The sequence below is a fragment of the Microbacterium sp. LWH7-1.2 genome (genome assembly GCF_038397755.1).
Lineage (GTDB): Bacteria > Actinomycetota > Actinomycetes > Actinomycetales > Microbacteriaceae > Microbacterium.
The window spans coordinates 1,683,317-1,696,386 of record NZ_CP151637.1; the positions used below are offsets into that span (position 1 = coordinate 1,683,317).

The following is a 13,070-nucleotide window of genomic DNA, read 5'->3' on the forward strand; positions in this document are numbered from 1 at the left end:
AGGCTCAGCCCTCGAGCGCGCGCAGGAGCGCCGCACGCGTCGCGCGAGCAGTGGCATCCCACGAGAACGCCGCGGCGCGGGCGAGGCCGGCATCTGTCATCCGCGCGCGCTGCGCGGGGGAATCACGCAACGCCCGGATCGCGGCCGCGATCGCCTCGGCGTCCGCCGGATCGACATAGACGGCCGCGTCGCCCGCGACTTCGTGCACGACCGGGATGTCGGACGCGATGACGGGGCAGCCGCGTGCCATCGCCTCCAGCGGCGGCAGGCCGAAGCCCTCGAAGCGCGTGGGGAACACGAGCGCGGTCGCTTGGGCGTAGAGCTCCTCCAGCTCGTCGCGGCTCAGCCACTCGCGCAGCTGGACCGATGCCTCCAGCCCAAGGCGTCGCACGATCGGGGCGAGCGGGTCCTCGCCGTGACTACCGGTGATCACGAGCGTCGGCCGCTCGTCCGGTTCGATAAGGGCGAGGGCCTCCAGCAGCGTTTCGAATCCCTTGTGCGGCATCCTGTTCCCGACGGCGAGGAGCAGGTCGTCCCGGCGGACGGGGGCCACGCCCCTCTCGACAGGCGAGTGTGCCGACCCGGCGAGGGGAGTCACGTCGATAAGGCCGGGAGGGACTCCGAGTAGGCGCACAATGTCGTCACGGGATGCGCCGCTGACCGTGACCACCCGCCGGGCGGCCCGCGCGGCGAGGCGGATCATCGTGCGCAGCACCCGCGCGTACGCACCAGGCACGTATTCCGGGTGTCGGAACGCGAGCAGATCGTGGATCGTGAGCACGACCGGTACGCGCGAGCGCACTGGGCCGAAGTTCGCCGGGCAGTGCACGAGCGCCGCGCCGTGCGCGCGGGCCGCGCTGGCCACGCCGAACAGCTCGCCGCGCGCCCACGCGGCGCGGTCGTCGCCACGCACACCCGAGGCGATCACGAGTCCCGGGAACCACGACATGTCAGCTGAGGCGAGCTCACGCGAGACGTACGCGACGTACTCGAGCTCGGGGTCGTCGGGCGAGAGCCGTGTGTAGACCTCGCGCGCGTACGATTCCATGCCGCCCTTGGTTCCTGTGAAGAACTGCAGGTCCACCATCACACGTCGCCGCGTCATACCTCGTCCTCGTCTGAGCCGAGGGTGGCACTCTCGCGGTCGCGCGCGTCGACACGGCGCCGGCGTGCCGCCTCGTAGACGAGGGCGGAGAGCAGTTCGGCCAGCAGGAGCCCGACGAACACGGCCGGCAGGCTCTGCAACGCCAGCCCCAACGCCGCCAGGGCGAAGATGAGCGCCGATGAGATCGCGCGCAGGCCCGTGAGCAGCCGCACTTCGCCCCTGCGGCGCAGTGCGGTGAAGGGCAGGGTGGTCGCCAGCGACGCGGCACGCCAGGCGCACGCGAGCAGCAGGGGCAGCAGCGTGGCCGACCCGGTCCATGCCTCGCCGAACAGGAAGCCGAACACGCCGGTGAACTCGAGGACGAGCAGCGCGACCACTGCAGCGAGGACGGATGCCGCCGACAGCACGACATCGGCGTGCGAGTGCTCCTTCAGAAGCCGCAGTCGCATGAAGTTCAGCGGGATGGCGAGCAATCCCGACACCGTCGCGATCGACGCGAACAGCACAGCGTCAGCCGAGCCAAGGAACGCGAGGATCATCGAGTTCAGGAGCGGATACACGACACCGGTGATGGCGGTGTCGGCGATCACCCAGCCCATCACGGCCGGGTGCGGCCGGCTCGCCCGGTGCTGCACCGGCAGCGAGCGCACACACGTGGCGACCGCGATGCCGAGCACGAGCGGGATCAACGCCCACTGCTGGCTCGCGAAGCCGGCGAGCACGCCGATCAGGGCGCCCGCGCCGACCGCGATGGATGCGGCGATCTCACGACGGTCCAGGCGCTCGGCGACCGAAACGCCGCGCCCGACCTCCAGAGCCGCGAGCAGGATCGGCAGCGCGAGAGCGAGCAGGACGGCGTTCGGCGGCATGATCGAGACCACCAACGCCGTCACGATCGCGATCGCTGCCAGCCACAGCGGGAAGACGACGCGCCGCTCGGTGGCCGCAGAGCTGAGGCGCGACTCCACCACGACGGCGAACGTGAGCTGCCCGGTGAACGTCGCGACGAGCACCGCGACCGCGAGCAGGCCCTGCTCGGGCACGGTGAAGAGGCGGGAGGAGATCGAGATCGTCGCCGCGGGGATCACCGCGAGCGACACGCCGCCGAGCAGCGTGATCAGGCTCATCGCCGCACCGCGCAGCCGGAGGGGGGCCGGCAGGCCGTCGCCCGCGGGTCCGCCCGCGAGGTCGGTCATCGGGACACCGCCGCACGCGCCGTGCCGATCGTGCGCCCGAGTGCGCCCTCGGCACGGCCGAGGAACACCCACCAGCCGTCGGCGACGGCATTCGTCGCCCGGTGACGGAGGCCGAACGCCAGTCCCCCACCCACGAAGGCGGACCGCCACCACCACGGGTACGGATGACGCATCACGAGGCGACCGAGACCGCGCCCGTACGCGCGCAGCTTGCGGCGGCGCTCGGACGTGCTCAGGCCTCGCGCATCGGCCACGCCGCCCACGGTGACATCGTCAGGCAGCCAGCGGAACCGCGCCGCGAGGTCGGGCCTGCGCGCGAGCAGGCGCAGCAGCAGATCAGTCCCTTCGCCCGCCTGCCACGGAGTCTGCGCTCCGGTGCCGATGCCGGCGTCGAAGCCGCCGAGCTCGTCGAACACCGAGCGGCGCATCACGAGACCCATCTCGATCACGCTCCACACGTTCCAGCGGTCCAGTGGGGTATCGGGGGCGGGCAAGGTGAACTTCGGACCGTTCTCGTCGATGACGGTGAGTGCGCCGGCGTCCATGTCGTCCGCGCGCTGCCGTAGAGACGCGATGGACCCGGCGGGGAACCATGTCGTGTCGTTCGGGAAGAGCAGCAGGAAATCGCCCGTGCCGAGGTGGGCGACGCCCGAGTTCCGTCCGAGCGATGCGCCTCGCTCGGACGTGGTGACGGTGATCGCGAGATCGGGGCCCCGGTGCGCAGAGGCGAGGGCCTCGATCTCGGGGGCACGCTCCTGCGCGACGATCACGAGGCGGTCGCCGGCCTCGAGCTGACCGTGGAGGGATTCGAGCAGACGTTCCAGAGGTTCGACCCGGCCCAGCGTCGTCACCACGAGTCCGAGATCCACCCGCACCATTCTGTACGATGAAGTGCCCATTCGCGCACCGTCAGGAACCCCCTCGCCATGTCAACTTCGACCGAGACGATCGAGCTGTCCATCGTCATGCCGTGCCTCAACGAGGCCGAGACCCTCGCCGTCTGCATCGACAAGGCCCAGGGATACCTCGCTCGCAGCGGCGTTAGCGGCGAAGTCGTGATCGCCGACAACGGCAGCACCGACGGGTCGCAGGAGATCGCGTCCGCCCACGGCGCCCGCGTCGTGGACGTTCCCGCGAAGGGGTACGGCAGCGCGCTCATGGGCGGTATCGACGCCGCACGCGGCGAGTATGTGATCATGGGCGACGCGGACGACAGCTACGATTTCTCGCAGCTCGACCCGTTCGTGGACCGACTCCGCGCTGGAGACCAGCTCGTGATGGGCAATCGCTTCCAAGGCGGGATCGCCGAGGGCGCGATGCCGCCCCTGCACAAGTACCTCGGAAACCCGGTGCTCTCATGGATCGGCCGGGTGCTGTTTCGGTCGCCGATCGGCGATTTCCACTGCGGACTACGAGGCTTCAACCGCCGCGCGATCCTCGACCTCCATCTGCTGACGACGGGCATGGAGTTCGCCAGCGAGGTCGTCGTGAAGTCCACGCTCAGCGGGCTGCGCGTTTCGGAGGTGCCGACGACGCTTTCGAAGGACGGCCGCAGCCGCCCTCCGCACCTGCGCAGCTGGCGGGACGGCTGGCGTCATCTGAGGTTCCTCCTGATCTTCAGTCCGAGGTGGTTGTTCCTCATCCCCGGTGCGGCGGCGTTCTTCCTCGGGCTGCTCGGCACGATCTTCCTCGCGATCGGCCCTATCGAGATCGGCGGTCTCGGGCTCGATGCGATCAGTCAGGTGTACCTCGCCGCGCTCTGCGTCGTGGGGTACCAATCGGTGATCTTCGCGATTCTCACCAAGATCTATGCCCAGCATGAAGGGTTCCGCATCCCTCGCTCCCGGAACTTCGAGCGCCTCGAGCGGCGCATCAGTCTCGAAAGCAGCGCGCTCGCCGGTCTCGCGCTGTTCCTGATCGGCCTCGGGATTGCGATCTGGCAGTTCGCCGCGTGGGCGGCGCTGGGCTTCGGAGCGCTTGATCTCGCATCGACGCTGCGAATCTCCGTGCCGGCCGCGCTGCTGATGATCCTCGGTGCGCAGACGATCATGTCGGGCATGTTCCTGGGAGTTCTGAACGTGGGCCTCAAGCGCAATCGCTGAGCGTTCGGCACGCCCGCACGGCGAGACCCGCCGCCCGTCGGGTGGCGGGTCTCGCTGCGTCGACGAATGAAGAGGTCCCGCCAGGCAGTCCGGCCCGGCGGCAGCTCACCATGCCACCCGGCAGGACACCGTCGATATCAGTAGCGGTAGTGGTCCAGCTTGTACGGGCCCTCGACCGGCACGCCGATGTACGACGCCTGCTCGGGGGTGAGCTCGGTGAGCTGCACGCCGAGCGCGTCGAGGTGCAGGCGCGCGACCTTCTCATCGAGGTGCTTAGGCAGCACGTACACGGCGGTCGGGTACTCGTCGCGCTTGGTGAACAGCTCGATCTGCGCGAGCACCTGGTTGGTGAACGACGCGCTCATGACGAACGACGGATGCCCCGTAGCGTTGCCGAGATTCAGCAGCCGGCCCTCGCTCAGCACCAGCACGCTGCGCCCGGTCGGCAGACGCCACTCGTGCACCTGGGGCTTGATCTCGACCTTCTCAACGCCTGCGAGGGACTCGAGACCCGCCATGTCGATCTCGTTGTCGAAGTGGCCGACGTTGCCGACGATCGCGAGGTGCTTGAGCTTCAGCAGGTCGTCGACGGTCACGACGTCCTTGTTTCCGGTGCCCGTGATGACGATGTCGACCTGGTCGGCGACGTCGTCGAGACGCGAGACCTGGTAGCCGTCCATCGCGGCCTGCAGCGCGCAGATCGGGTCGACCTCGCTCACGATGACGCGCGCACCCTGGCCGCGCAGGGCCTCGGCGGCGCCCTTGCCGACGTCGCCGTAGCCGCACACGAAAGCGACCTTGCCGCCCATCAGCACGTCGGTGGCGCGGTTGATGCCGTCGGGCAGCGAGTGGCGGATGCCGTACTTGTTGTCGAACTTCGACTTCGTCACCGAGTCGTTGACGTTGATCGCGGGGAACAGCAGATCTCCGGATGCTGCGAGCTCGTAGAGGCGGTGGACGCCTGTGGTGGTCTCCTCCGTGACGCCGAGGAGGCCCTCCGCCATGCGCGTGAACCGCTCCGGGTCGCGCGCCAGGCTGGCGCGCAGAGTCTCGAGCACGATGCGGTACTCGGCGGAGTCGTCGGCCGCAGCATCCGGAACCGAACCCTCCCTCTCGAACTCGACGCCCTTGTGGACGAGGAGGGTCGCGTCGCCGCCGTCGTCGAGGATCATGTTCGGGCCGTCGAAGCCCTCCGCGGTCCAGTCGAAGATGCGGTCGGCGAGACGCCAGTACTCCTCGAGGGTCTCGCCCTTCCATGCGAAGACCGGAACGCCCGCGGGAGCGTCGACCGTGCCCGTCGGACCGACGACGACGGCGGCGGCCGCTTCGTCCTGCGTAGAGAAGATGTTGCAGCTCGCCCAGCGCACCTGCGCACCCAGGGCGACGAGCGTCTCGATGAGCACCGCGGTCTGCACCGTCATGTGGAGCGAGCCCGCGATGCGGGCGCCCTTCAGCGGCTGCGAGGCGCCGAACTCCTCGCGCAGCGCCATGAGCCCCGGCATCTCGTTCTCGGCGAGGCGCAGCTGATGGCGCCCCGCTTCGGCGAGAGAGAGGTCGGCGACCTCGTACTCGAAGCCCTCGCGGGGATCGGTGGCCGTGGAGTCGGCAGGCGTGGCGACAGGCATGGAGGTCGGCATCCGCCCATTCTCCCACGCCCGCCGCAGGCCCGGGAAAGGCGCCGGTCAGGCGCGGAGCGTCTCGTGGCGCACGACCACCCAGCCCTTGGGCACCGACAGGCGGTCGGTGTGGATCGCGCAGAGGTCGTGGGCGTGCGGATCGCCCGCGGCGCCGAGCGGGCCGAGGGCGGCCATCTGGTCGCCGTAGTCGTAGGTGAGGGTGGACACCGCCTCACGGGCGCATCCGACCTTGGAGCAGACTCTCTCGCGCATCGGGTAGACGCTATCGCGCGCGGACGACACGGGAACGGATGCCGCGCCGCAGCGCGCGAGCCGACCTCGGGTCTCGGCCGCCACGCGAGACCTAGGATGGGGGCATGGCGTGGCGTCGGAGCAAGACCAGCGAGCGCGCGCCGCGGCGCGCGTCCCGTCACGGACGCCACGGACGCGAGGGACGCAGCTCCGTCGTCCGCCCGCCGCTCCCCCCACTCGACACGCGCGTCGACCGGTTCGACCTGTCGGTCGGCACCGCGGCCGAGTTCCTGCGGTCGGCATGGCCCGAGTTGCGGGACGTTCGCTTCGAGGTCGCCGACATGCCCGCCGCAACGGACGACGACGGCATCCCCCGGTGGACGGTGCTGCCCGACGCGGGCCGCATCATCCTGTACCGCCTGCCGATCGAGCGCCTCAGTCACTTGCATCGCGACGACGAGCTGCACCGGCGCATGCTGGTCGAAGGCGCCGTCTTCCGCGCAGCCGCCGAGTACCTCGACCGCGACCCGTGGGACCTCGGTCCCGAGCGCTTCCGCTACTTCTGACCCCCTGACCAGGGTCAGGGATAGACGACGATCTCGGGCGTCGCGACGTCGGCCGGCCACACCGGCACGCCGGCGAGGGCACCGTCCCCCGAGAACGACAGACCGGCGCGCACCGGCGCCTGCGGATCGAACACGTACACCGTGCGGGTCGCCAGCCGCACCGCGATGGACCCGTTCGCCGGAACCGTCAGGTTGAGCGCCGAGCCGCCGTCGGTCGGGGACACTTCGACCGTCACCGGCTCGCCGGTCGGGTTCACGAGCGTCAGCGACGGCGTCGGCCCACCGGGCGTCGCGAACAGCGACGGCACCGACACCTCGGGCGCCGGCGTGTACCAGGCGAAGTCGTCCCCCGCCGAGATGCCTGTCGCCTGCCACACCGCCGCGACCACGGGGGCGTCCGCCTCGACGGTGACCGTATAGGCGCCGGGCGCCAGTCCGTTCAGCGCGAGCTCGAGGGGCTTGCCCGCCTCGAGCGGCAGCTCCTGCGGTTCCCCGATCGTCTCGGTGCGGCCGGCGGAGGTGACGGACACGCGTGCGGTGGCGGGCAGCGAGGGTGACAGCATCCGCAGCACCGTCGTCTCGTCGGCCGCGCCGTCGGCGTCGGCCGGACGCGTGACCGTGATGCCGGTGATCACCTGCGTGTTCTCAGTGTGGGCGATCGGGCCGACCTGATCGACTCCGCCGGGGGTCAGGGTGCGGGTGATGCTCGCCTGGAGCGAGGCGTGGATGGGTGCCCCGACGGCCGAGACGCGGACGACCGGCGTCTCCTCGCCGAGCGCCAGGCCGGCGAGGGGGATGACGCGCTGCGTACCGGGCGCGATCACGAGGTCGGTGCCGCCGGGCGGCGTCTGCGGGCCGTCGACCCCGTACACCGTCAGCTGAACCGTGGCGGGAACCGAGCCCGGATTGGCGAGCAGCACCAGGTCGGCGGCGCCGGTCGCTCCCGATCCGCCGACCAGCCACGAGTCGAGGAGGGGCGGGCGGCAGGCAGACGCCGCGAAGCCCGAGAGGTCGTCGGCGTTCGCGGTCGCGGCACCGGTCGCGGCGATGTCGACCGCCTGGTCGTCGCGCGGCTCGGCGGTGTACGCGAGCGGGCCGGGCCCGACACCCGTCGTCATCAGCTGCTGCTCCACGGCTCCCGCCCCGTCGGCGGTGCCCCCGATGACGGACTGCGGCGCGGCGAGGGTCACCGTCGACGCCGCGGTGGGGTTGCGGCCGATCGAGAGCAGCCCGCCATCGCAGGCGATCACGGATGCTGCGGGCGCCGGCGTCGCGGGCACGCTCAGCGGCTCGCGCACGAGCGCCGGCCACGGCACCGCGACCGCGGTGACGACGGCGATGACCGCCAGGACCGACACCGCGGTGCCGATCAGCAGCCGCGCGCTCGTCGTCGCCCAGCGGAACACGCGTCTGTCGCTCATCGGCCCTCCTGCCAGTGGGGTCCCACGACGCGCGGGGTGCGCCGGGCCTCGCGGATCGAGGCGGCGGTCGGCACGGCCAGCAGCAGCGCGATGCCGAAGATCGCGAGCTGCCCGAACCCGATCCAGCGGCCGAGGACGGAGACGGATGCCGCCTCCGCGGGTCGCGGCGCGATCTGGTCGACGACGCGCCACAGCTCGCCCTTGGCGGTGTCGCCGACCACGACGAGCGTGTCGCGCTGGCCGAGCGCGGTCATGGCGGAGAGCCGCATCGTGCGCGCAGCATCCGTCTCCGGTTCCGTGCTCGGCGCGAGCAGGATGAAGCCGACACCCCGGTCGGCGAGCTGACCCACGACGTCCTCCGAGGAGGGGGTGACCAGATCGGCGGCGAGCTCCGCGAGCTCGTCGTCCTGCGGGGTCGCCTCGGTGCGCGTGGACAGCAGCGTGGTCTGACCGCCGATCGTCTCGCTGGCGCCCCACACCACCTGGGTGGCGACTCCGGCGTCCGCCTGGGGCGTGAGCACGATCGTCCCGACGTCCGGGTCATCGCGCCCTTCCGCCGCGACGAAGGCGGGGAGCGTGCTCACGGGACCGTCCGCGATGGTCGCCGCCCCCCGGGTGAACGCGGTGAGCGAGGGAACCGCGAGCGTCACCGCGGCCGCGAAGACGAGAGCCGCCGCGAGTCCCCGCGCCAGCGCGACGCGCGGCGCGAGGCCCGCGTCGAGCGCGACAAGGGCGCCGCCGACGCCGCCGAGCCACGCGAGGCTCAGCCCGGTGCCCGGCCACAGCGGAACGGTGGTCGACTGCACGAACGCGACCGAGATCCCCACCGCGGCGAACGCCGTCCCGAGGCCGAGAGCGGTGATCGCGAGCAGCGCGATGCCCGCGGCCCAGCGCTGAGTGAGCGGTGCGGCGAGGGCGAGCAGTGCGAGCGGCACGGTGAGCCAGGGCACCCACCACGTCGGCCCGTCGGGCAGAACAGTCGTCCAGCCGGCGAGGTCGGGAGTCGGGATCCCCGCGGCCAGCAGTGCGCGCCCGGTGGCGTCGGCCGCCACCTGGGGTCCCGCCCACGGCACCCCGGGATCGGCGACGAGGCCCCACGCCTGACCGTTCGCGAGAGCGTTCCACACGAGCGGGAGCGCCAGCGCGGCCGAAGGGATGAGCGTCCAGATCAGACGGGCCACTCCCCGGCCCGCGCGGAGGATGACGGCGACGAGCAGCGCGCCGACCCACACCACGAGCATCGCGGGCGCGAGCGAGGGGGCGCTGGCAAGCACTCCGGCGAGGAGGATCGACGCCGCACCGGCGCCGGCCCACGAGCGGTGCGCCACAGCCCCGGCGTAGAACAGCCAGGGCAGCAGCAGATGCAGGATCACGCCGGTCGGGCGCCCCTGCGTCAGCGCGACGAGCAGGGTCGGCGACAGCGCCCAGAGCGCACCGCCCAACAGTCGCATGCTCGCCCGCTCGGTGACCCGCGTCGCGGCGAACCATCCGCCGAGCGCGGCGAGGGGCAGTGCGAGCACCCAGAGCAGCACCAGCGCGCGGGACGGCGCCCAGGCCCAGAGGGAACCGAGGACGGCGACCAGGGCCGCGAACGGGTCGGCGGGGCCGATCGTGTCGAGTCCCAGAGCCCGCTGGCCGTACATGGCGTCGTCCCAGAGCTGCCCCACGGTGGTCGCGAGCGGCTGGAGCGCTCCCCCGCCCAGCACCGGCCAGGCCAGAAGCGCCGGGAACGCGGCGACCGAGACGGCGAGCGCCGCGAGGACGAGCCATGCTCCGCCGCCGGCGAAGAACCTCAGGTCGCTGCGCCGGAGGCCACCGAGGGCGACTTCGGGGTCGTCGTCGAGCCGTTCGCGCAGCTCGCTCCGCGATGTGCGCAGCGGCGCGATCTGCGCCCAGGACGCGGTGCGGGCGTGCGCGAGGCGACGCCGTGCGCGCCAGACCGGCACGAGCCGCACGAGGGCGACCGCTGCTGCCGCCCACTCCGCGGTGATGCGTCCGGGCTGCTTGCGGGCAAGATCCACGATCGTTCGCCACAGGGCGAGCGGAAGGATGGTGAGCCAGTGCAGCGGGGCGGCGACAGCCGGCGCGTAGACGAGCCGCCGGTGCAGCTGCGCGACGCGCTCCGCGTACACGGCGCGACGCTGCCGCTGCGGGGTGAGCGGTGTGGGCAGACCCGCGACGCCGTCGCCCGCGGTCGCGACCAGAGCGCTCGGCACCAGCGAGACGCGCCCTCCCGCGAGGCGCGCCCGCGCGCCGAGATCCAGTCCCTCGTCGGCGCCTGACAGTCCCCGGTCGAGGCCGCCGAGCCGGTTCCAGGCGTCGGCGCGCACCAGGATCCCCCGGACATCGGCACCGAGCACATCCTCGCGTGCGTCGTGCTGCCCCTGATCGAGCTCGTCATCGGCGATCCCGACCGTGCGGCCGAATCGGGTCATCCCCACTCCGAGCGACACGATCTCGGTCCGGTCGTCCCAGCGCACCAGCTTGGGTGCGACGAAGGCGACCGACGGAGACAGCTCGAGCGCGCCGGCGAGGCGCGCCAGCGCATCCGGCTCCGGCGCGGTGTCCTGTGCGAGGAGCCACACGGCGTCGCCGTCGAGCCGCGGGGAGACGAGGGCGGTCGCCGCCGCGTAGCCGGTGGACGGAGCGGCCCGGAAGACGAACTCGGCTCCCGCGGCATCCGCGATCTCGAAGAGATGATCGTCGCCGCCGCACACCACGATCGTGAGGGCGTCGACGGGACGCGTCTGCTCACGGAGCGCGGCGAGCGTGCGCTTCAGATGGAATGCCGCCGGGGTACGACCATCGGGACGAACCACCAGGATGGCGTGGACGCGGTTCGAGGTGACGGTGTTCGACGTGGCGGTGGGCATGTCCTCGTCAGCCTAGGTCGCGCTCGAAGGTCACGCCGGGCGCACGCGCCGGGTCGGCCGGATCGAACCGGCCGACCGGCGTGCGCGTCAGCCCGCTCGACGCTTCAGCTTGCGACGCTCGCGCTCGCTGAGACCGCCCCAGATGCCGAACCGCTCGTCGTTCTGCAGCGCATACTCGAGGCATTCGCCTCGCACGTCGCACGACGTGCAGATGCGCTTCGCATCACGCGTGGAGCCGCCCTTCTCTGGGAAGAACGCCTCCGGATCGGTCTGCGCACACAGTGCGTCGGTCTGCCATGCGAGCGGATTGTCTTCTTCCGCATCGATGTTGCGGCGTACCCCCGGAACCCCCAGTTGAACCGGATCGACGAACCAGTCGTCGGGAACGCCGGAACGGAATTGCGAAACCGTCATGTCGTTCTCACCCCCCGAGATCCTGCTCCACGCTGGTGTGCGTGTACGGCTAATTACACCCGTGTAGTTCGGCGAGGTCAAGTCGCAGATAGTAAACGCTCAACCGACTCTTGAACCTTCACGACGCGCCGTCGGCGTGTCGCTCTGTCATAACGGTCCGATGAGAAACCGATGAGGCGACGATGAGAGGGTCGCGTCAGTGACCCGGCAGGGCGACGAAGAGCTCGCCGGCCCCCGACACGCGCACGCCCCCCTCGGTCGGGGTGACGAGCACGGCGGCGCCCGGCGGAAGTGTCTCGGCGGCCCCGCTCTCCAGTCCCGCCACTGTCGGAGATCCGGCCGTGGCCACCGCGATCGCGGGACCCTCGAGCGCCACGTGGACGCCCTCCTCGCTCGGCGAGACGGCGAGCAGCGTGAAGTCGGCGACGGGAACGTCGTACCGGCGCACGCCCGCTGCGACCTCGCGAGGCCGGATCACGGGCGGAAGCCCAGGCGTGTCATCGAGCACGCTCACCAGCTCCGCGGCATCGACGTGCTTGGGGGTCAGTCCGCCACGCAGGACGTTGTCGCTGGCCGCCATGAGCTCCACGCCGAGTCCCTCGAGATACGCGTGGAGCACGCCCGCGGGAACGAAGAGCCCCTCGCCCCGATGGAGCGTCACGAGGTTCATGAGCAGCGCGACGACGATTCCGGGATCGCCCGGGAACGCGGCATCCAGGGTGCGCGCGAGCGCGAGCTCGGCGGCGAACTCGCCGGACTCGGCCGAGACCGCGGCCGCGATGACGTCGCGCGCCGCGTCGGCGCCGTCGGACAGCAGCCAGCCGATGACGGCCGAGAGCGAGGCATCCGTCCCCTCCAGACGCTCGGCGAGGGGCGCAGCATCCGGCCCGAGCGTCGCGACGAGGCGCCGCGTCGCGTCGAGCTCGCGGAGGCCCGCGAGCGCGCGGAACGTGTCACTCAATGCGACGATGAGCTCGGGCTTGTGGTTCGCGTCGCGATACGTGCGGTCCGCAGCGTCGCGCGGGATACCCGCGGCCTCCTCACGCGCGAAGCCCACCTCGGCCTGAGCCTTCGACGGGTGCGCCTGGATGGAGAGAGCGGATGCTGCGGCCAGCAGCTTGAGCAGATACGGCAGGGGCTCGTCGACACCCGACGCGGACCCTTCGTCGGCGATCCAGCGATCGAGCGTGCGGCCGTCGGCCGTCTCGGACGGATCGCCCGGGTGGTCTCCGAACCACACCTCCGCCTCGGGGCGGCCGGACGCCGCGCGTCCCTCGAGATCGGCGAGCAGGGAGGTCGAGCCCCAGGCGTAATCGCGGGGGTCGTTCGCGAGCGGGATCAGCACCCGAACAGCCTAGCCAGGCCGGGTAGAGGTCCCCGGTCCCCCGGTCGTTGAGCGAGCGAGGAAGGAGCGAATTGCACACCGTCGCTCCCGCTCGTTGAGCGAGCGAGGAACGAGCGAGTCGAAACGCGCCGGGCCTGCGAGGAGCTTCAGATCCGACCGTTCTCGCAGGCGCACTCACTC

11 protein-coding genes are annotated in these 13,070 nt (G+C 71.5%); 2 read left to right on the forward strand and 9 right to left on the reverse strand.

Going from position 1 to position 13,070, the window contains the following annotated elements:
• Positions 1 to 4: 4 nt before the first annotated feature.
• From MRBLWH7_RS08000 to MRBLWH7_RS08010, 3 genes are read right to left on the reverse strand one after another with little or no spacing between them, the layout of a single operon-like run.
• Complete coding sequence (locus MRBLWH7_RS08000) at positions 5 to 1,105, reverse strand: glycosyltransferase family 1 protein (RefSeq protein WP_342000898.1); 1,101 nt, start codon at positions 1,103 to 1,105, stop codon at positions 5 to 7.
• A complete protein-coding gene (locus MRBLWH7_RS08005) occupies positions 1,102 to 2,301 on the reverse strand; it encodes a hypothetical protein (protein WP_342000900.1) in 1,200 nt (399 codons plus the stop codon). Before MRBLWH7_RS08005 ends, MRBLWH7_RS08000 begins: the two co-directional genes overlap by 4 nt.
• On the reverse strand, positions 2,298 to 3,170 hold the full coding sequence (locus MRBLWH7_RS08010) for a hypothetical protein (protein WP_342000902.1): 873 nt from the start codon (positions 3,168 to 3,170) through the stop codon (positions 2,298 to 2,300). The genes MRBLWH7_RS08005 and MRBLWH7_RS08010 overlap by 4 nt, the downstream gene beginning before the upstream one ends.
• Before the next feature lie 57 nt (positions 3,171 to 3,227).
• Here MRBLWH7_RS08010 and MRBLWH7_RS08015 point away from each other — a divergent pair, with 57 nt between their 5' ends.
• Positions 3,228 to 4,403: a glycosyltransferase gene (locus MRBLWH7_RS08015; protein ID WP_342000904.1), complete on the forward strand. Its 1,176-nt coding sequence runs from the start codon at positions 3,228 to 3,230 to the stop codon at positions 4,401 to 4,403.
• Between the two features lie 137 nt (positions 4,404 to 4,540).
• Here MRBLWH7_RS08015 and ahcY read toward each other — a convergent pair whose 3' ends face one another.
• The gene (ahcY, locus tag MRBLWH7_RS08020; protein WP_342001971.1) at positions 4,541 to 6,028 is read right to left on the reverse strand and encodes an adenosylhomocysteinase; all 1,488 of its coding nucleotides are present in this window, start codon (positions 6,026 to 6,028) and stop codon (positions 4,541 to 4,543) included.
• Between the two features lie 57 nt (positions 6,029 to 6,085).
• On the reverse strand, positions 6,086 to 6,292 hold the full coding sequence (locus MRBLWH7_RS08025) for a DUF3499 family protein (protein WP_045301176.1): 207 nt from the start codon (positions 6,290 to 6,292) through the stop codon (positions 6,086 to 6,088).
• Between the two features lie 104 nt (positions 6,293 to 6,396).
• On the opposite strand from MRBLWH7_RS08025, the gene MRBLWH7_RS08030 reads away from it, so the two are divergent.
• Positions 6,397 to 6,837 carry a metallopeptidase family protein gene (locus MRBLWH7_RS08030; RefSeq protein WP_342000908.1) on the forward strand — a complete coding sequence of 147 codons (441 nt, stop codon included), beginning with the start codon at positions 6,397 to 6,399 and terminating at the stop codon, positions 6,835 to 6,837.
• A 14-nt stretch (positions 6,838 to 6,851) separates the two neighbouring features.
• On the opposite strand, the gene MRBLWH7_RS08035 is transcribed toward MRBLWH7_RS08030, so the two are convergent.
• The 4 genes from MRBLWH7_RS08035 to manA all read right to left on the reverse strand — a co-directional run bounded on the left by MRBLWH7_RS08035 (position 6,852) and on the right by manA (position 12,890).
• Positions 6,852 to 8,258 carry a DUF5719 family protein gene (locus tag MRBLWH7_RS08035; RefSeq protein WP_342000910.1) on the reverse strand — a complete coding sequence of 469 codons (1,407 nt, stop codon included), beginning with the start codon at positions 8,256 to 8,258 and terminating at the stop codon, positions 6,852 to 6,854.
• On the reverse strand, positions 8,255 to 11,131 hold the full coding sequence (locus tag MRBLWH7_RS08040; protein WP_342000912.1) for a glycosyltransferase: 2,877 nt from the start codon (positions 11,129 to 11,131) through the stop codon (positions 8,255 to 8,257). The genes MRBLWH7_RS08035 and MRBLWH7_RS08040 overlap by 4 nt, the downstream gene beginning before the upstream one ends.
• An 87-nt stretch (positions 11,132 to 11,218) precedes the next feature.
• Positions 11,219 to 11,545 carry a WhiB family transcriptional regulator gene (locus MRBLWH7_RS08045; protein WP_082497093.1) on the reverse strand — a complete coding sequence of 109 codons (327 nt, stop codon included), beginning with the start codon at positions 11,543 to 11,545 and terminating at the stop codon, positions 11,219 to 11,221.
• Positions 11,546 to 11,741: 196 nt separating this feature from the next.
• Positions 11,742 to 12,890, reverse strand: a complete 1,149-nt coding sequence (gene manA, locus MRBLWH7_RS08050) for a mannose-6-phosphate isomerase, class I (RefSeq protein WP_342000914.1) — start codon at positions 12,888 to 12,890, stop codon at positions 11,742 to 11,744.
• Positions 12,891 to 13,070: the final 180 nt, after the last annotated feature.

Bases quoted from the DNA above. Each gene is read 5' to 3' on its own strand.
- MRBLWH7_RS08025 (WP_045301176.1), bottom strand. From the start codon at position 6,292: ATGCGCGAGAGAGTCTGCTCCAAGGTCGGATGCGCCCGTGAGGCGGTG.
- MRBLWH7_RS08035 (WP_342000910.1), bottom strand. From the start codon at position 8,258: ATGAGCGACAGACGCGTGTTCCGCTGGGCGACGACGAGCGCGCGGCTG.
- MRBLWH7_RS08030 (WP_342000908.1), top strand. From the start codon at position 6,397: ATGGCGTGGCGTCGGAGCAAGACCAGCGAGCGCGCGCCGCGGCGCGCG.
- MRBLWH7_RS08040 (WP_342000912.1), bottom strand. From the start codon at position 11,131: ATGCCCACCGCCACGTCGAACACCGTCACCTCGAACCGCGTCCACGCC.
- MRBLWH7_RS08005 (WP_342000900.1), bottom strand. From the start codon at position 2,301: ATGACCGACCTCGCGGGCGGACCCGCGGGCGACGGCCTGCCGGCCCCC.
- MRBLWH7_RS08045 (WP_082497093.1), bottom strand. From the start codon at position 11,545: ATGACGGTTTCGCAATTCCGTTCCGGCGTTCCCGACGACTGGTTCGTC.
- MRBLWH7_RS08000 (WP_342000898.1), bottom strand. From the start codon at position 1,105: ATGACGCGGCGACGTGTGATGGTGGACCTGCAGTTCTTCACAGGAACC.
- MRBLWH7_RS08015 (WP_342000904.1), top strand. From the start codon at position 3,228: ATGTCAACTTCGACCGAGACGATCGAGCTGTCCATCGTCATGCCGTGC.
- ahcY (WP_342001971.1), bottom strand. From the start codon at position 6,028: ATGCCTGTCGCCACGCCTGCCGACTCCACGGCCACCGATCCCCGCGAG.